The sequence below is a fragment of the Actinomadura fulvescens genome (assembly GCF_039533225.1).
Taxonomy (GTDB): domain Bacteria; phylum Actinomycetota; class Actinomycetes; order Streptosporangiales; family Streptosporangiaceae; genus Spirillospora; species Spirillospora fulvescens.
Genome location: NZ_BAAATD010000001.1, coordinates 1,365,620 through 1,382,706, shown reverse-complemented (window position 1 = coordinate 1,382,706; position 17,087 = coordinate 1,365,620). Strand labels below are relative to the sequence as shown.

At 70.6% G+C, this 17,087-nt stretch carries 17 protein-coding genes; 1 reads left to right on the top strand and 16 read right to left on the bottom strand.

Going from position 1 to position 17,087, the window contains the following annotated elements; genetic code table 11:
- Window positions 1-7: 7 nt before the first annotated feature.
- The 13 genes from ABD333_RS06415 to ABD333_RS06355 form a co-directional block, all read right to left on the bottom strand.
- Window positions 8-1,393, bottom strand: a complete 1,386-nt coding sequence (locus tag ABD333_RS06415) for an NADH-quinone oxidoreductase subunit N (RefSeq protein ID WP_344538542.1) — start codon at window positions 1,391-1,393, stop codon at window positions 8-10.
- Window positions 1,390-2,916, bottom strand: coding sequence for a complex I subunit 4 family protein (locus ABD333_RS06410; protein ID WP_344538540.1), 1,527 nt, complete (start codon window positions 2,914-2,916; stop codon window positions 1,390-1,392). Before ABD333_RS06410 ends, ABD333_RS06415 begins: the two co-directional genes overlap by 4 nt.
- Window positions 2,913-4,787 (bottom strand): NADH-quinone oxidoreductase subunit 5 family protein, encoded by a 1,875-nt coding sequence (locus ABD333_RS06405; RefSeq protein WP_344538538.1) that lies wholly within the window; start codon window positions 4,785-4,787, stop codon window positions 2,913-2,915. The genes ABD333_RS06410 and ABD333_RS06405 overlap by 4 nt, the downstream gene beginning before the upstream one ends.
- Window positions 4,784-5,089, bottom strand: a complete 306-nt coding sequence (gene nuoK, locus ABD333_RS06400; RefSeq protein ID WP_344538537.1) for an NADH-quinone oxidoreductase subunit NuoK — start codon at window positions 5,087-5,089, stop codon at window positions 4,784-4,786. Before nuoK ends, ABD333_RS06405 begins: the two co-directional genes overlap by 4 nt.
- Window positions 5,086-5,640 (bottom strand): NADH-quinone oxidoreductase subunit J, encoded by a 555-nt coding sequence (locus ABD333_RS06395; protein WP_344538536.1) that lies wholly within the window; start codon window positions 5,638-5,640, stop codon window positions 5,086-5,088. Before ABD333_RS06395 ends, nuoK begins: the two co-directional genes overlap by 4 nt.
- 11 nt (window positions 5,641-5,651) lie before the next feature.
- Window positions 5,652-6,578, bottom strand: coding sequence for a complex I subunit 1 family protein (locus tag ABD333_RS06390; RefSeq protein WP_344538534.1), 927 nt, complete (start codon window positions 6,576-6,578; stop codon window positions 5,652-5,654).
- On the bottom strand, window positions 6,571-7,650 hold the full coding sequence (locus tag ABD333_RS06385) for a hypothetical protein (protein ID WP_344538532.1): 1,080 nt from the start codon (window positions 7,648-7,650) through the stop codon (window positions 6,571-6,573). The genes ABD333_RS06390 and ABD333_RS06385 overlap by 8 nt, the downstream gene beginning before the upstream one ends.
- Window positions 7,641-7,988 (bottom strand): NADH-quinone oxidoreductase subunit A, encoded by a 348-nt coding sequence (locus tag ABD333_RS06380; protein WP_344538531.1) that lies wholly within the window; start codon window positions 7,986-7,988, stop codon window positions 7,641-7,643. The genes ABD333_RS06385 and ABD333_RS06380 overlap by 10 nt, the downstream gene beginning before the upstream one ends.
- A gap of 88 nt (window positions 7,989-8,076) precedes the next feature.
- Complete coding sequence (locus tag ABD333_RS06375; protein ID WP_344538530.1) at window positions 8,077-9,414, bottom strand: MFS transporter; 1,338 nt, start codon at window positions 9,412-9,414, stop codon at window positions 8,077-8,079.
- A 60-nt stretch (window positions 9,415-9,474) separates the two neighbouring features.
- On the bottom strand, window positions 9,475-9,834 hold the full coding sequence (locus tag ABD333_RS06370; protein ID WP_344538528.1) for an ArsR/SmtB family transcription factor: 360 nt from the start codon (window positions 9,832-9,834) through the stop codon (window positions 9,475-9,477).
- A gap of 21 nt (window positions 9,835-9,855) precedes the next feature.
- On the bottom strand, window positions 9,856-11,505 hold the full coding sequence (gene qcrB / locus ABD333_RS06365) for a cytochrome bc1 complex cytochrome b subunit (protein WP_344538526.1): 1,650 nt from the start codon (window positions 11,503-11,505) through the stop codon (window positions 9,856-9,858).
- 20 nt (window positions 11,506-11,525) lie between these two features.
- Window positions 11,526-12,122 (bottom strand): hemerythrin domain-containing protein, encoded by a 597-nt coding sequence (locus tag ABD333_RS06360; protein ID WP_344538524.1) that lies wholly within the window; start codon window positions 12,120-12,122, stop codon window positions 11,526-11,528.
- A 166-nt stretch (window positions 12,123-12,288) separates the two neighbouring features.
- Window positions 12,289-12,774 (bottom strand): carboxymuconolactone decarboxylase family protein, encoded by a 486-nt coding sequence (locus tag ABD333_RS06355; protein ID WP_344538522.1) that lies wholly within the window; start codon window positions 12,772-12,774, stop codon window positions 12,289-12,291.
- 200 nt (window positions 12,775-12,974) lie between these two features.
- Between ABD333_RS06355 and ABD333_RS06350 the strand changes: the two genes are divergently transcribed.
- Complete coding sequence (locus ABD333_RS06350) at window positions 12,975-13,910, top strand: RNA polymerase sigma-70 factor (RefSeq protein WP_344538520.1); 936 nt, start codon at window positions 12,975-12,977, stop codon at window positions 13,908-13,910.
- Between the two features lie 10 nt (window positions 13,911-13,920).
- Here ABD333_RS06350 and ABD333_RS06345 read toward each other — a convergent pair whose 3' ends face one another.
- The 3 genes from ABD333_RS06345 to ABD333_RS06335 all read right to left on the bottom strand — a co-directional run bounded on the left by ABD333_RS06345 (window position 13,921) and on the right by ABD333_RS06335 (window position 17,086).
- Window positions 13,921-15,252, bottom strand: a complete 1,332-nt coding sequence (locus ABD333_RS06345) for a cation:proton antiporter (protein ID WP_344538518.1) — start codon at window positions 15,250-15,252, stop codon at window positions 13,921-13,923.
- Window positions 15,249-16,133 carry a DMT family transporter gene (locus tag ABD333_RS06340; RefSeq protein WP_344538516.1) on the bottom strand — a complete coding sequence of 295 codons (885 nt, stop codon included), beginning with the start codon at window positions 16,131-16,133 and terminating at the stop codon, window positions 15,249-15,251. The genes ABD333_RS06345 and ABD333_RS06340 overlap by 4 nt, the downstream gene beginning before the upstream one ends.
- A gap of 89 nt (window positions 16,134-16,222) precedes the next feature.
- Complete coding sequence (locus ABD333_RS06335) at window positions 16,223-17,086, bottom strand: phytanoyl-CoA dioxygenase family protein (protein WP_344538514.1); 864 nt, start codon at window positions 17,084-17,086, stop codon at window positions 16,223-16,225.
- Window position 17,087 lies beyond the last annotated feature (1 nt).

Below are 17,087 nucleotides of genomic sequence, written 5' to 3'. Positions count from 1 at the left end.
GTAAGGCTTAGACGATCGTGAGGACGACGCCGCTGACGATCCCGAGAAGGAGGGATGCGGCGGTCGTGATGCAGGCGATGAGGCCGGCGGAAGGAGTCGGGCTTCCGGTCTGCGTGGTCGTGCGGGAGAAGACCGGGACGATCCAGCGCAGGTAGTAGAAGACGCTGGCGACCGAGTTGAGCGCGGCCACCACCGCGAGCCAGGCGTAGCCGCCGTCCAGGGCGGCTCCGAACATCAGCAGCTTGCCGACGAAGACGGCGGTGGGCGGGGTGCCGATCAGGCCCAGCAGGCAGATCACGAGGGAGACGGCCAGGAGCGGCGATCGGCGCGCGAGGCCCGCGTAGGCGGGCAGCTCGTCGTGGCCGGCGGCGATCACGACGGCGAACGCGCCGAGATTGGTGACGGCGTAGGCGCCCAGGTAGAAGAGCAGGGTCGGCTCGGCCAGGTCGGTGCGTCCGGCGACGGCGATGGGGACGAGCAGGTAGCCGGCCTGGCTGATGGTCGAGTACGCCAGCAGCCGGCGGACGTTGTCCTGTCCGAAGGCGGCGAGGTTGCCGAGCGTCATCGTGGCGGCGGCCACGACGGCGATGAGGAGGGGCCAGTCGATGGTGTTCGGCGGGAGTACCTCGACGGCGACGCGGTAGAGGGCGGCGAAGGCACCGATCTTCGGGACGGTGGTGACGAACGCGGCGATGACCCGTGGGGCGCCCTCGGTGACGTCGGGCACCCAGAAGTGCGCCGGTACCGCACCGGCTTTGAACAGCAGGCCCGCGAGCAGTGCGACGACCCCGGCGGCCACCGCTCCGGCCGGAGCCGTCTGAAGGCCGTTCCGCAGCAGTTCGTACGACGTGCTGCGGCCCACGCCATAAAGCAGGGTGACGCCGGTCAGCATGACGATGCCCAGAAGAGCGCCGACCAGGAAGTACTTGAGCGCGGCCTCGGTGCCCGGGGCGTCTTTGCCGAAGCCCGCGAGGGCGTAGGCGGGGATGCTCGCCAGCAGGTAGGCGGCTACCAGCACCAGCAGGTCGGAGGCCGCCCCGAGCGTCACGGTGCCGAGCGAGGTGAGCAGGATCAGGACGTAGAACTCGCTCTCCCTGCGATGGCCGCGCACCTGGCCCACCGCGAGCGCGAGCACGATCAGCGTCGCCGCGAGCACCACGATCCGGGTCACGTGGGTGACGGGATCGAGCATGAACGCCTCGAACGTCATCAGGTCGGGGCGGCGGGCCGCGACGGCCGCCGTGACGAGCCCGGCGACCAGGGCGACCGCGCCGAGGACGGCGACGATCCACTGGCGGGCGCGCGGCAGGAACGATCCGGAGAGCAGCCCGATCACGGCACCGGCGAGGACGCAGAGCTCCGGCAGCAGCTCCGCCGGATTCTCGTTCATCATCGTGCCACCAGCGACACGACCAGGGCGGACACCGGCTCGATGACGTCCAGCAGGAAGCGTGGCGCGATCCCGATGACCAGCGACAGGGCCAGCAGCGGCGCGATGGCGGCGAACTCGCTGCGGTGGGTGTCGGTCACCCGCGCGGTGAGCTCGCCGGACGGGCCCAGGAGCGTGCGGTGCAGCAGGCGCAGGAACAGCGCGGCGGTGATCAGGATGCCGAGGATCGCCGTTCCCCCGGCGACCACGATCCCGGCGCCGCCGCTGCCGATCACTCCGGTGAGGATCTGGAACTCGGCGATGAAGCCCGAGAGGCCGGGCAGGCCCAGTGAGGCGAAGGCCCCGACCACGACCAGCCCGGAGAAGGCCGGGGCGACGCGCGCCACACCGCCGTAACGTCCCATGTCATAGCTTTGCGCGCGGTCGTTGAACACCCCCGCCAGCAGGAACAGCGCGCCGGTGACCAGACCGTGGCTGACCATCTGCGTCACCGCGCCCGTCACGGCGAGCCGCCGGGCGTCGATGCCGCCGGCCAGCCCGGCGGCCCCGACCGCCAGCACGATGTAGCCCATGTGGTTGACGGAGGTGTAGGCGATCAGCCGCTTGAGGTCCTCCTGGGCGAACGCGACCAGCGCCCCGTACAGCACGCTCACCAGGCCGACGATGATGATCACCCACGCGTACCGGCGCCAGGCGTCCGGCACCATCGGCATGGCGATCCGTACGAAGCCGTACGTGCCCATCTTCAGCATGATCCCGGCCAGGATCGCCGACCCGGCGGCGGGCGCGTCGGTGTGCGCGGGCGGCAGCCAGGTGTGGAACGGCACGGTCGGCGTCTTGATGGCCAGCCCGGCGCCGATCGCCAGCAGCACGAGGGCCGCCGGCCCGGCCGATCCGCTCAGCGGCGGCGTGCGGGTGAGCTCGACCATGTCGAACGTGTGGGGCTCGGCGCCCAGGTAGAGCCCGATGAAGCCCAGCAGCAGGATCAGGGAGCCCAGGAACGTGTAGAGAAAGAACTTCAGGGCCGACCGCGTCCGGTCGCCGTGACCCCAGCCCGCGATGACGAAGTACATGCCGACGATCGACAGGTCGAAGAAGACGAAGAAGAGCAGCAGGTCCAAGGCCGCGAACAACCCCAGGCACACCGTCTGCAAAAACAGGAACAGGGCGGCGAACGCTCGTACCTGCTGGGTCTGCCGGAGCGAATAGACGGCACAGGCCAGGAACAGCAGCGCGGTGAGAGCGAGCAGCGGCAGTGACAGGCCGTCGACCCCGATGTGGTAGCCGGCGCGTACGGACGGGATCCATCGCAGGTTCGTCTCGTACGAGATGCCGTCGACCCCGGCGCCGCCGTCCGTGCCGTCGCCGGTCTCGTGTCCGATCCAGAGGGCGATGACGAGCGCCAGGTCGACGGCGCAAGCGACGATCCAGGTCCGGATGACCGTCCGGTCGCCAAGGCGCGGGACGGCGTACAGGCCCAGCGCGACCGCCAGGGGCAGGAAGATCACCAGGGAGAGCACGTTCACCTGACCACGAGGACGAGAAGGACGAGGACGAGCAACAGCACCGCGGCCTGGGCGTAGTAGGTGTGCACCTGCCCCGTCTGCGGACGGCGCGCGAGGGCCCCGAGGCGGCGGGCCCCGCCGCCGACCGCGGTGACGGCCCCGTCCACCCGGATCTCCACGCGGCGCGTGGCCAGGGTCGCCAGGAGACGTCCGGCGCCGGCGGCGGCCCGTACTCCCCCGTCGATGACACGGTCGTCGAACCGGGCGAGCGCCCTGGCCAGCGCGAGGACGGGTCGGGCGACGAGCAGCTCGGCGGCCCGTTCGAGGTGGAGCCAGTCCCTGGCCGGAGTGGTCCATCGCGCGCCGAGACGGAACGGATGGCGCCCAGCGAGCAGCACCAGGCCGAACACCAGGACCGCCAGGGCACCCGAGACGAGCGACTCCACCGGACCGGGACCGTGATCGGCATCGGCGCCCAGCAGCCGCCGCCACGGATCGGCGACCGGCGGCAGGCCCAGGATTCCCAGCACCGCCGCGGCCGCGGCGAGCACGGGCAGCGGTAGCCGCTCCAGCGTGCTCACGTGCCGGGTCCCGAGCCGTTCGGTATCGACGCGCGTCGAGGTGTCCTCGGGCCGCCACACCGCGATCAGTGCCCGGGCCGCGTACCCGGCCGACAGCAACGCCGCGGCGAGCCCCACGGCGTACAGCGCGGCGGAGTCGTCCAGCGCGGAGGTCAGCACGACGTCCTTGGTCACCCACAACGACAACGGCGGGATGCCGGCGAGCGCGAGCCCGCCGATGCCGGCGGTGACGCCGACGAGCCGGTATCTGCGGGCCGCGCCGTGAAGCTCGGCCAAGTCCTTGGTGCCGAGCGCGGCAAGCCATGCTCCGGCTCCGAGGAACAACAGGCTCTTGACCGCGGCGTGGGCGACCAGGTGGGCGGTGCCGCCCGGCACCGTGCCGGTCCCGGCGGCAAGGATCATGAATCCGATCTGGGCACAGGTCGAGGCGGCGAGCAGTTGCTTGAGGTCACGCTGGGCGAGCGCGACCGCGCCCAGCAGCAGCGCGGTCAGCGCCCCCGCCCAGGCCACGAGGGTCGCCGCCCAGCCGGTCGCGGCGAGCAGCGGTTGCAGGCGCAGCAGCAGGTACGCACCGGCGGCCACCATCGTCGCCGAGTGCAGCAGCGCCGAGACCGGGCTGGGGCCGGCCATCGCCCGCGACAACCAGAACGAGAACGGCAGCTGCGCGGACTTGCCGAGCGCGGCCGCGACCACTCCGGCGGCGACCACGTCCCGCCACGGCCCGTCCGCGTCCGCGAGGCCGTCGAGGCTCAGCGACCCGGTTCCCGCGAGCGCGCACCCGGCGGCCAGGTAGAGGCCCAGATCACCCGCACGCGTCGTTAGGAAGGCGAGGTCCGCCGAAGCGACCCGCTGACGGTCCTGCCACCAGAAGCCGATGAGCGCGTACGACATCGCGCCCATGACCTCCCAGCCCATCAGCAGCAGGGCCAGGTCGGTCGCGGTGACCGTGACCATCATCGCGCCCGCGAACACCAGCATCAGCCCGAAGAACCGTGACCGCGCCTCGTCCGCCGCGAGCTCTCCCGCCGCGTACACCAGCACGGCCAGCGTCACCGCCGCGACGGTCACCACCATGACCGCCGACAGCCCGTCGACCACCAGGCCGGCCGGTAGCCCGTCGAACAGAGCGAATCGTGCGGCCGGTCCGGTCACCGCGCCCCAGACGGCGACCGCGAGCGTCACCGCCGCCACGGTGACGGCGGCGAACGGAGCCCACCGGTCCGCCCGCCGCCCGCCGGACAGCCAGGCCGTCAGGAGCAGCCCGCCCCCGGCGAGCGGCGTGGCGGGCAGTGCCCACACCAGAGCGCTCATCCCTTGAGGTCCCCGGCGTCGTCGGTGACGTCCACGTCCCGCGTTCTGAAGAGCGCGGTCACCACGGCGAACCCCATCGCCATCTCCAGCGCCATCACCGTGACCGCCACCAGGACGAGCACCTGGCCGTCCGCGCTCTCCGGCGACACGAAGAACCAGAACGCCGCGCCCGCGACCAGCACGGCGTTGATCATGAGCTCCAGGCCCATCATCAGCATCACGATCGACTGCTGCGACAGCGCCCCGTACAGGCCGACGGCGAACAGGGCCGCCGCCAGCAGCAGGAACGCCTCCAGGGTCACGGGGTACCGCCTCCCGGGTCGGCCGGCCTGGAGGCGTCGAGCCGGTCGCCGTACCGGTCGTAGCGGCCCCGGTCGGTCGCCAGCACCACCGAGGCGATCATCGTGGCCAGGATGGCGAGACCGATCACCATCATGACCAGCATCTTCGGCCCCATGATGGCCTCACCCAGCGCGAACGTCGGGTCGCGCGGCGGCTCGCCCGCGCGTTCCGGCCACGGCGTCAGGACGATCCCGGCCACCATCGCCGCGAACACCCCGATCGAGATGGCCAGGGCGCCGCGGTGGTTGTGCACCATGACCATCGGCATGAGCCCGCCCGGGTTCATCATGTACATGATCATGAAGACCGCCATGACGAGCATCTCCATGATCATCATGAGCACGACCAGGACGCCGAGATAGTCCAGGTCGAGCAGCAGCAGCTCCAGCCCGACGCACAGGAACGAGGCCAGCAGCGAGAACGTGGCGCGCGCCATGGAGTCGACGGCGAACACCGCCACGCCGGCCGCCACCGCGACGACCGCGAGTCCCCAGAACGCGATCTCCTGCATCGTTCCGCCCTTCAGTCCACGACCACGATCGCCACGACCAGCAGTTGCACCAGCGTCGCGGGGATCAGCACGATCCACGCCACCTCCATGAACCGGTCCATCCGCACCACGGGCAGCCGGTGCCGCGTCCACACCAGCAGGACGAGCACCGCACAGGTCTTGACCAGCGCCCAAGCCCAGGCGGGCAGCAGCGGACCGGCGCCTCCGCCGAGGAACAGCGGCACCGCCGCCGCGGCCACCACGGCCAGCAACGCGTAACGCCCCGCGAAGAAGATCAGCCGGTCGGGGCCGGACAGCTCCAGCGGAACCCCGCCCGCCAGGTCCTCGGCGACCGGATGTCCCATCGGACCCCAGAAGGCCATCGCCAGCGCGGAGAGCAGGTAGACGGCGAACGCGACCGGCATCCACACCGCGAACCACACGCCGTCCTGCGCCGCCGCCACCTCGCTCAGATCGAGCGACCCCGCCGCCAGCGCCGCCGTGATGAGCGCGAACATGTGCGGCAGCTCGTACGCCAGGCCCTGTGCGATGAACCGGTAGCCGCCGACCAGCGGGAACGCGGAGTTGACGCCCCATCCCGTCAGCCAGAGCGAGGCCCACGCCACGACCTCCATCGCGTTGAACCACACCACTCCGACCGGCAACCGCGCCACGGCCGTGCCGCCCAGCGGGATCACCACGGCCGCCAGCAGCGCCGCCACCGGCAGGCTGATCACACCGATGCGCGTCAGCAGCCGGTCGGGCGCCGTCGTCACCCGCCGCCGCTGGACCAGCAGCCGGACGGTCTCGCGCAGGGGATCCGCCGCCGACCGCACAGGCCCGCCCCGCGCTCCGGCCACGGTACGGAACGCGGCGTCCGTCGCCGCCGCGGCATACGTCAACGCGGCCAGCACCAGCGGCAGCGCCACCACGGCCCAGACGGGCGTCGGCTCATCCACCCCCGGCCTCCGCCCCCACGGCGAGCCGCTCCAGATCCGGATCCAGGCTCGCCACGATCAGCCGCGCGGCCGCCAGCTCCGCGCCCTCCAGCAGCACGGGCAGTACGGCGAGGATCGCCGCGCTCGCGATCGGACCGTCATCTCCCTCCAGGGGCCGCGGGTCGTCCATCCGCTCCAGAGACCGCCCGGCCTCGGTAAGCCAACCATTCAGCCGCGCCGCCACGTCCCCGGTATAGGTCCGCAGGCCATGGCGTTCGGCCGCCGCCTGATCGATGACGCCGAGGTCGCGGAGCATCCAGCGCAACGTCCGCGAGCGCCCCGTGCGCCGGACGAATCGCGCGTACCGTCCCACCAGGCCGGCGTCCTGGCCACCGCCGAGCACCTCGTCGCGCAAACGGCTCGCCTGCTCGGCGGCACTCTGCCAGCCCGCGACCGCCAGCAGCCTCGCGACGCTGTCGAGGCGCGCCGCCGCCCGTCGTCGTTCGGCCTCCCCCACCTGGACCCGTTCCCCCGCCGCCGCGCGCGTCCACGGCTCACCCCAGAACGACGACACACCACCGAGGTCGGGCACCGTGATTCCAGCGGCCTGAACGACATCGCCCTGCAGACTCAGACGCACGACGAGACCGGCAGGCCAGTGAGCCAGCGCCGGACCGAGGTCCACGTGCAGCACGTCCAGCTTCAGACCGTCCCGGTCGTCCGCCCGGTCGGCCATCGCCAGCTCCGCAGGCGCACCCGTGTGATGTCCCTGCTCGCCGTCCGCGAGCTCCCGCGACGCCTGGTCCAGAGCCGCCGCCACCTCGTCCCGCGTCACAGCGGGACCAAGGCTCACCCGAGACCGAGGAGACGGCATGTCCTGCCACACCACTTCAGCCGCTGCCGCCGTACCAGCGCCGCGATCACCACAGATGACGAGCACATTGGCCGACGCGGGCGCCGACGCCGCGACCCAGCCACGCGACCGCAGCTCGCTCTCGACCACCAGCCGTGTCGCGGTGCCGCCGGGAGCCACGATCACGAAGGGCCGCGGACGGGCGGCGGCGAACCGGACGAGCCGCTCCCTCAAGCCCATCGAAACGCACCCTCACGCCAGGCGTACACGACGCCGACCATCAGCAGCGCCAGGAAGACGAACATCTCCACGACGGCCTTGACCCCGATCGAGGCGACCACGACGGCCCACGGATACATGAAGACCATCTCCATGTCGAAGGCCAGGAAGAGCATCGTCACCACGTACCACCTCACGTGATAGCGGGACAGGGCATGCTCCTGCGGACGGGCGCCCGACAGGAACGGACCGGCCGCCTCGGCCCGGAACGGCGCCAGGCAGTACGACACCGCGTACACGGCGGAGATCACGGCACCCAGCAGCCCCAGCAGGGCGAGCACGGCGACGTACGGCTGCATCGCAGGCACCCTCATAGAGGTCGGTGACGATCTCCTACGCGCTAGAGGAAATCCTGCAACAGATTCAGTCGCATTCCCAACACCCAGCTCACGGCGCGGCGACGGGTGCCCGTCGGGAGGTCTGGTGGGCGTGCCATGAACTTCGCGGGCCGGCCGTGGAACGCGGACGGCGGGCCGGGGGCGGAGGCGGTGGTGTGTCGGTGGGCCACAGGGCTCGGGCGGTGACCGCGGCGGGCAGTCCGATCAGGGTGAGCGTGGCCGCCGCCGCCGTCATCCCGGCGGTCGAGGCCAGCCATCCCGCCAGCGGGTAGGTCGGCAACCAGGCGGCGTGCGAGAGGGAGAACTGGGCGGCGAACGCTGCCGGCAGGTCGGCATGGGCCACGGAGCGCCGGATCAGCCCGCCGGTGGGAGTCAGCACCGCCGCCGTCGCCGCGCCCAGGACCGCCCAGATGACGAGCACAGCCGGCCAGGACAGGGCGCCGGCGGCCAGGAGACCCGTGATCACGGTGAGGCCGCCGAAGAGGACGAAGGTGCCGGTGAGCATCACGGCACGGTCGCTGTGCCTTTCCAGGGCGCGGGGCACGAGCAGTGCCACGGCCATCGACCCCGCCCCGAAGGCGCCCAGCGCGAGCGAGACCTCTCCGGTGCCGCGCTGCAGGTGTTCTCGGACCACGACCACGGTGTTGACGATGACCATCGAACCGGCTGCGGCGACGGCGACGTTCATGGCCAGCAGGGCGCGCAACCGCGGGGCCTTCCAGAACAGCCGCGCCCCGAAGGTGGCCTTGGCGAACGGGCCGCCGCCGCGCTGGACCGGCTCCGGCTTGGGAAGGACGGCGGAGACCACGAGTGCCGCCGAGGCGAGGAATCCGAAGACGGTGCCGACGAACAGCCAGTTGTAGGTGATCAGGGTGAGCAGCGCGGCGGCGAGGACGGGGCTGAACAGGCTTTCCAGGTCGTAGGCCAGGCGCGAGAGCGTCAGCGCCCGGGTGTAGTCGCGGCCTTCTCGCAGCAGGTCGGGGATGGTGGCCTGGAAGGTCGGCGTGAAGGCGGCCGACGCGGCCTGCAGCAGGAAGATCAGGATGTAGATCTGCCAGACCTGGGTCACGAAGGGCAGCGCGAGCGCGACGCCGCCGCGGATCAGATCGGTGCTCACCAGCAGCGTCCGGCGCGGGACGCGGTGGGCGAACGCGCCGACCACGGGGGCGATGCCGACGTAGGCGACCATCTTGATCGCCAGCGCGGTGCCGAGGATCGCGGAGGCGTTCGCTCCCGCGAGGTCGTAGGCGAGCAGGCTCAGCGCCACGGTCGCCAGCCCGGTCCCCACCAGGGCGACGACCTGCGCGGCGAACAGGTGACGGTAGCTGCGGTTGCTCAAGATCCGGAACATGGCCACGGCCCTCCCGATGTGTGCGTAGGTGCGCACACGTTGAACTATGAGAGGCGCCGGTGGATTCCCGTGGCGGGAAGGGACTTCAGGGAGAGCTCATGAATGCCAGGGCTCGCCCGTCACCCTGTGCTCGGCGTGGCTCAGGGCCTCCATGACCAGATTGCGCAGGTGCCCGTCGCGCAGTGAATAGACGACGCGGCGTCCCTCCTTACGAGACTGGACCAGCCCGCCGAGTCGCAGTTTGGCCAGGTGCTGGCTGACTGCGGGCCGAGCCGCGCCGCTGGCCGCCGCCAGGTGGCTGACATCCGCCTCCCCGTCGGACAGCAGCCACAACAGGTGCAACCGGGTCGAATCGGCCAGCAAGGCGAACACCCCGCTCGCGGTGTCGAGCTGCTCCCTGTCGGGTACGGGCCGATGCTGGTGGATCACTTTGGACGAGTGTTCGCGCTCGGGCATGCAGTCATGCTAGGCAAGCCTTCAGTGGCTTGACGTGGTCTGTCCCTCGGGTAGTGCGTTGGGGTCCTTTGGCTGTTCCACGGGAGCGGCGATGTCGGCGCGGAAGCGGCGGTTGAGGGCGGCGCGTACGCGGGTCAGGCGGTGGCGGGCCCGGGGGCTCTCGACGCCGTCGACCGGGGGCGGCACGTCCAGCGGTACGGCGGGAGCGGGACGCGGGTCGGTGATCGCGGCGGTCTTCTCGGCGGGCAGGTGCCGGTGGACCTCCTCGAACTTCCCGTCGGGGCTCTGCCGGACGACACCGGTCTCCAGGCCGTGCCGGACGAGACCGAGGTCGCGCCGCTGGAGGCCGACGCAGATGCGGTAGGCGATGACGTAGCCGAGCACGGGTCCGAGGATCACCGCGCCGCGGAAGAACCAGGTCGTCCAGAACAGCGGGATGTCGAACTTCTGGGCCAGGACGTCGTTGCCGCCCGCCGCCCACAGGAGGCCGTAGAAGACGATGCCGCCGACGCCGAGTCCCGTTCGCGCGGGGACGTCGCGGGGCCGGTCCAGCAGGTGGTGGATCGCGTGGTCGCCGGTGATCCACCGTTCGACGAACGGGTAGACGGCCAGCCCGGTGAACAGCACGCCCGGAACGACCAGCGCCGGGATCACGATGCTCATGGACAGCGTGTGGCCCCAGGCGGTGATCTCCCACGCCGGCATGATGCGCAGGGCGCCCTCCAGCCAGCCCATGTACCAGTCCGGCTGCGAGCCGGAGCTGATCGCGCCCGGGTCGTACGGGCCGTACATCCAGATCGGGTTGATCTGGATGAACGCGGCCATCAGCGTCGTGATGCCCAGCACCCACAGGAACAGCGCCGTCGTCTTGGCGATGAACGTCGGGAAGAACGGATAACCGCGGACGGTGGAGTTGGAGCCGCCGCGTCCCGGGAACATCGTGTGCGTCTGCCGCCAGGTCAGCACGATCGCGTGCAGCGGGATCAGCGCCGCGAGGAGACCCGGGATCAGCAGCACGTGGACGATGTAGAGCCGCGGGATGATGTCGTGGCCCGGGAACTCCCCGCCGAACAGGAACATCACCAGGTACGTGCCGACCACCGGGATTCCCGCGAGAAAGCCCTCCAGGATCCGGATGCCCGTGCCCGAGAGCAGGTCGTCCGGCAGCGAGTAGCCGAACAGGCCGTTCAGCATCACGAGGATGAACATCACCACGCCGATGATCCAGTTCAGCTCGCGCGGCTTGCGGAACGCGCCGGTGAAGAAGTTGCGCAGCAGGTGGAGCAGGATCGCGCCCATGAAGACGAGCGTCGACCAGTGGTGGATCTGCCGCACCAGCAGCCCGCCGCGGACGTCGAAGCTGATGTTCAGGGACGAGGCGTACGCCTCGCTCATCTTCACGCCGCGCAGGGGCGTGTAGGAGCCGTCGTAGACGACCTCGGTCATGCTCGGCTTGAAGAACAGGGTCAGGAAGACCCCGGTGAGCAGGATGACCACGAACGAGTACATCGCGATCTCGCCGAGCAGGAAGGTCCACTGGTCCGGGAACGCCTTGCGCAGGGCCTTGCGGGCGAAACCGGTCGTCCCGAAACGTTCGTCCAGCGCCCGCGTCGTGGCGTCCAGCGCCTTCGGCGGCCGCTGTGCCGTGCCGGGCGCCCGTGTTCCTGCCATTCTCGAAGGTCCTTTCGTCGTCAGGGCGTCACGGCGCGGTGCGCGCGCCGCGGGTGGCGGGTGCGGTAGAGGAGCCGGACCGGTGGCGGCATCAGCCGCAGGACGGCCTGGGCCGTGGTCTCCGGGGCGTCGTCCAGTAGCCAGGCGAGGAAGACGCCGAAGCCTCTGACTCCGACCTCGCGGCGGAACTCCACGTCGAACGTGGCCCACTCGTAGGGCGTGAGGTGCTCGTGGACCAGCGGCAGGACGTGGCGTTCCTTGTGGTCCAGATAGGCATCGGCGGCGTCGCGCAGCGCCGGAACGTAACGGGCGAGGACGAGCCGGTCGCCGTGCTGCAGCGCGGCATCGACCGTGTCGAGCAACGGGACGAGCCGTAGGGCGCGATCGTCCATTTCGTCCAGCGCCGTGCCGTGCGCCCTGCCGTCCATCACCGTCCAGAGCGCCCTGCGTTCGGCGGCATGCTGGGCGCGCCAGTGGAACTTGAAGAGCGTCCAAATGTCGTGGGGCAGCGCGGCGGCCGCCAGGCGCGCCGTGTCGCGGCGGAACGCGGCGTACGCCGCGTACAACATCGTCAGGTCGAACCGTCCGGGCGCGTTCCCTTCCGTGATCGCGCTCATGCCACCCTCCTCGGCACGTCGTGACGGCCGGGAAAGGGCCGTCGGAAACGAGACGCGACGAGGGGTCCGAAACGTGACATCGAACCAGGGGCCGGGAGGTGTGAGCTGCCTCACAGCGAGCCCGGCCCGGATCGGGTGATCCGGGCCGGGCCGCGCCGGGGCCCGGTCAGTTCGTCAGGCCGGCGAACATCCCGGGCTCGTAGGAGCCACCCCGCTGACGCACGATCACGCCGAGCCGGTTGGCTGCGTTGATCATGGCGACCAGATAGACCAGGGCGGCGATCCGGTCGTCGTCGTAGTGCTCGCGCACCGAGGCCCAGGTCTCGTCGGACACGCCCTGGTGGGCGTCGGCCAGCCGGGTGCCCTCCTCGGTCAGCGCGAGCGCGGCCCGCTCGGCCTCGGTGAACACCGTCGACTCGCGCCAGGCCGCGACCAGGTGGAACCGGACCGCGCTCTCCCCGGCGGCCGTGGCCTCCTTGGTGTGGAAGTCCACGCACCAGCCGCAGCCGTTGATCTGGCTGGCGCGCAGCATCAGCAGTTCCTGAAGGTCCCTGGGCAGCGACGACTGCTGGATCGCCACGCTGACGTTGGCGAACCGCTTGCCGATCTTGGCGCCGAGCTCGTTGGTCATGAGGTTCATACGGGATTCCATGGCTTGGTCCTCATTCGCTGAATCGCGTGCCGCGCGGGTCGTTCACGCGGCGTTCTGACGACCATGGAGATGCCGCCGCCCGGAACCCTGTGACAGCACGGCGATGTGACGTGCGCCACCGGCCGGGGACGTCACAGAACGGCGGCGGCGAGCATCTCGTGCGCATGGCACAGTCGAGAACCACCAGGCAGGAGCAGGCGATGAGCGAGCACAGCGAGCCGACGGCGGACACGGCCGGACCGGTCGCGCACGGCGACCAGGCAGACGCCGCCACCGAGGCGTTCGTCAGGCATCGCAACCTGCTGTTCACCGTCGCCTACGAGATGCTCGGGTCGGCCGCCGACGCCGAGGACGCTCTGCAGGAGACCTGGCTGCGATGGGTGGGCGTCGATCTCGGCACCGTCCGGGATCAGCGTGCGTACCTGGTGCGGATCGCGACCCGCCAGGCGCTGGGCCGACTGCGCACGCTCGGCCGCCGCAAGGAGTCCTACATCGGCCCGTGGTTGCCCGAGCCTCTGCTGACGACGCCGGACGTGGCCGAGGATGTCGAGCTGGCCGACAGCGTCTCGATGGCGATGCTGCTGGTGCTGGAGACGCTCGCCCCGACCGAACGGGCCGTCTTCGTCCTGCGCGAGGTGTTCGACCTGCCCTATGACGAGATCGCCGAGGCGGTCGACAAGACCCCGGCCGCGGTCCGCCAGATCGCCCACCGGGCACGGGCCCACGTCGCCGAGCGCCGCCCACGCGAGATCGTCTCCGCGGCCGAGACCCGGGCCGCGCTCCAGGCGTTCCAGCGCGCGATCGAAACCGGCGAGCTGCAGAAGCTGCTCGACATCCTCGCCCCCGACGTCGTCTTCCTGGGAGACGGCGGCGGAGTCGCGCAGGCCGCGCTGCAGCCCATCACGGGCGCCGAGCGGGTCGCCGCCGTGGCGGCCGGGCTGAGCAGGTTCGGCGACGCGGCGTCGCTCCAGCCGACGCAGGTCAACGGCTACCCGGCCCTGATCCTGCGGCTCAACGGCGAGATCGACACCGTGATCGCGGTCCGCCTCGACGGCGGCCTCATCACCGGGCTCTACGCCGTGCGCAACCCCGACAAGCTGTCGCACATGGAGAGCGAGACCGCCCTGCGCCGCTGAAGGTCGCGGGTCAGGCGGCGTGGCGGGTCCGGTCGGCATGCGGGTCCGGCTCGGCGGGGCTCAGCGGGTGCGGCGGGACCACCGCGTCCGACGGGACCACATCGCCGGAGGGCTCCTGAGGCGCGACGGGATAGAGACGGGTCAGGAGCGGGCCGGCGATCAAGGTCGTGAACAGGGCCATGACCACCATGGCGGTGAACAGCCGGGTGTCGAGCACGCCGAGCCCCAGGCCGACGTTGAGAATGATCAGCTCGGTCAGCCCGCGGGTGTTGAGCAGGACGCCGAGCACGGCCGAGTCCCGTGGGCCCGCGCCGGTGAGCCGGGCCGCCACGGTCGCTCCGGCGAACTTGCCCGCGCAGGCCACCACCACGACGGCCACGGCCATCAGCGCGCCCTGCGCGCCGAGGCCGCCGAGGTCCACCGACAGGCCGGTCACCGTGAAGAACGCCGGCAGCAGCAGGAGGCTGGTCTGCTCGATCCGCTCGGGGACCTCCGGCGACCGCGCGTCGATGTGGTGACGGGGGACCACCGCGCCGAACAGGAACGCGCCGAACACCACGTGCAGCCCGATCCAGTCGGTGATCCAGGCGGAGGTGAGCAGGCCGCAGACGATGGTCGTGTGGGTCATCACCCTCTTGCGCGCGGGAGCCAGCAGCCATGTCAGCGCGGGGCGTACCACGTACAGCATGGCCACCAGGAAGCCGGCCGACGCCGCCGCGGTCCACGCGAGGCCCTCCGAGCCGCCGGCGGTCACGATGGCCACGACGACGGCCAGCACGCACCAGGCGAGGAAGTCCTGGATCGCCGCGCTGGTCAGGGCCACGGCACCGAGCCTGCTCTTCTGCAGGCCGCGTTCGGTGATGATCCTGGCGAGCACCGGGAAGGCGGTGATGGACATGGCCGCGCCGAGGAACAGCGCGGGGCCGATGACGCCGTCGGTGCGCAGCTGGGACCGGTCGAACCACGGATACAGGAGGACCGCCAGCCCCATGCCCATCGCGAACGGCACGATCACCGACGTCAGCGAGACCAGCGTCACCTGGCCGCCACGGCCGCGTATCTCCGACGGGCTCAGCTGGTAGCCGACCCCGAACATGAACAGCACCAGGCCGACCTGCGCGAGCACCTGCAGGTACGGGCGGGCCTCAGCGGGGAACAACGTCTCGGTCAGGTTTCCGGGAAGGAGCCCGAGCACGCTCGGCCCGAGCGTGATGCCGGCGACGATCTCGCCGATCACGGCGGGCTGCCCGAACCTGGCGGCCAGCTTGACGAACACGAAGGCGACGCTGAGCAGCAGGGCCAGGTCGGCGAGCACTATCCCGGTGATGTGCTCCTCGGTCATGTGGTCTCCTCCTCGTTGTAACGGACGCCGACCAGCACCGCGGCGATCACCACGAGACCGCCGAGCACGCCGTAGAGCGAGGGCACGAGGCCGAGGAAGACCCAGGTCCAGACCGGGGTCAGCGGCGCGTCCAGGACGTCGATCAGGGCGGCGTCCCGGGACGGCACGCGGCTCGATCCAAGGACGAGGAAGACGCGGCCGAGCCCGAGCGTGACGATCCCGAACAGCGCGCAGATGACGAACTCGCCCGGCGGGAAGGTCCAGTCGGCGACGAACGGGGCCGTGATCGCGCTGCTGAGCAGGCAGGCCAGCCCGGACGCCGCGAGCATCGGGGTGTCGCGGTTGTGCCGGGAGACCAGGATGACGCCGGCGACGCACAGGGTCATCAGCAGGGCCAGGGACATGCCGAGGACGTCGCCGCCGGTGAGTCCGGCCCCGGACATGATCGCCACGCCGACGACGACGCCGGCGCTGCAGAGCCAGAAGACCGCCGACGGCATGCGCCGTCTGAGGACCAGCACCTGGATGATGCCGACCATGATCGGTACGGTGGCGTAGACGACCGAGACGTTGACCACCGAGCCGACCCGGTAGGCGGCGACGAGACTGGTCATCCCGATGGTGAACAGGGCGGCCACGGCCAGGGCGGGCCAGCGGAAGTTCACCGGGTCGGTGACCCGCTGCTGAGTGAAGACCCTCGCCACCACCCAGATCGCGACGGCGCCGAACAGGCCTCTGATGAAGACGACGTCCGGGAGTGGAAGCGACGTCAGCCGGGTGAAAAGGCCGATGGTGCTGAACGCGGCGGCCGAACCGAACATAAGGAGAATTCCGGAGAATCGTTCGGCCTGGTCCTGGGTTTCCACCGTGGAATGTGACATCTCACCGCCTGGTTGTGTGGCCGGTCGACGCGGCGGGCCCGGAATTCGCCCGGGCGCCGCCGCGTCGACGACGGTCGTCGGGTGTGGGATCAGAAGACCTGCTGGCCTCCCACGCTGTTCAGCTTCTCGGGAGCGAAGAAGGTGTGCTTCTCGAACACCGTGTCATAGTCGCCGTCCAGCAGAGTGCCGTCGGGCAGCTTCACGGTCTCGCGGTACGCGCGGTGCGGTGACTTCTCCGGCTCGACCGGCTGATTCGACCTGGCGTTGTAAACGCAGTGCATCAGCGTCCTCGGCGTGTCGGTGGTGTTGGGAAGCGAACCGTGCAGCATGTTCGCGTGGAAGAACACCGCGTCCCCCGCCTCGAGCTCGCAGGCGACGGCCTCGTGGGTGTCCAGGATGTGCTGTACCCGCTCGGGGTCGGCGACATGACTGCCGCCGACGTCGACCATGTCGATCCGGCCCATGTGGTGCGAGCCCTTCACGACGTTGAGGCAGCCGTTGCGCAGGTTGTTGGAGTCCACCGCCACTGAGCAGGTGATGGTGTTCGGGTAGAGGCAGTCGTCGTACCAGTAGGCGTACCCCTGGTGCCAGTCGACCGTGCCGGGGATGTCGTTGCTCTTGCGGACGAGCTTGATGTGCCAGAAGTAGGTCTCCTCACCGGCCAGCAGCGCGGTGTTGTCGAGCATGCGCTCCAGCCGGGGCAGCTTGCCGGCGTAGGTGTCGTTCTGCTCGTTCCAGATCGTGACCTTCCACAGTTTTCCCTCAAGGTCGGGAATGCTGGACTGGGAGCCGCGGATGTTCGGATCGCGCTCCAGTTCCTCCTGCAGCGGCCGCAGTTCCTCCTCGGAGAAAAGGCCGCGCTTGACGACATAGCCGTCCCGCTGGAACTGGTCGACCTCGGCGTCGGTGAGCAGAAGCCTGCTGGAGGTCCGCACGGGAGTGATCGTGGTCATT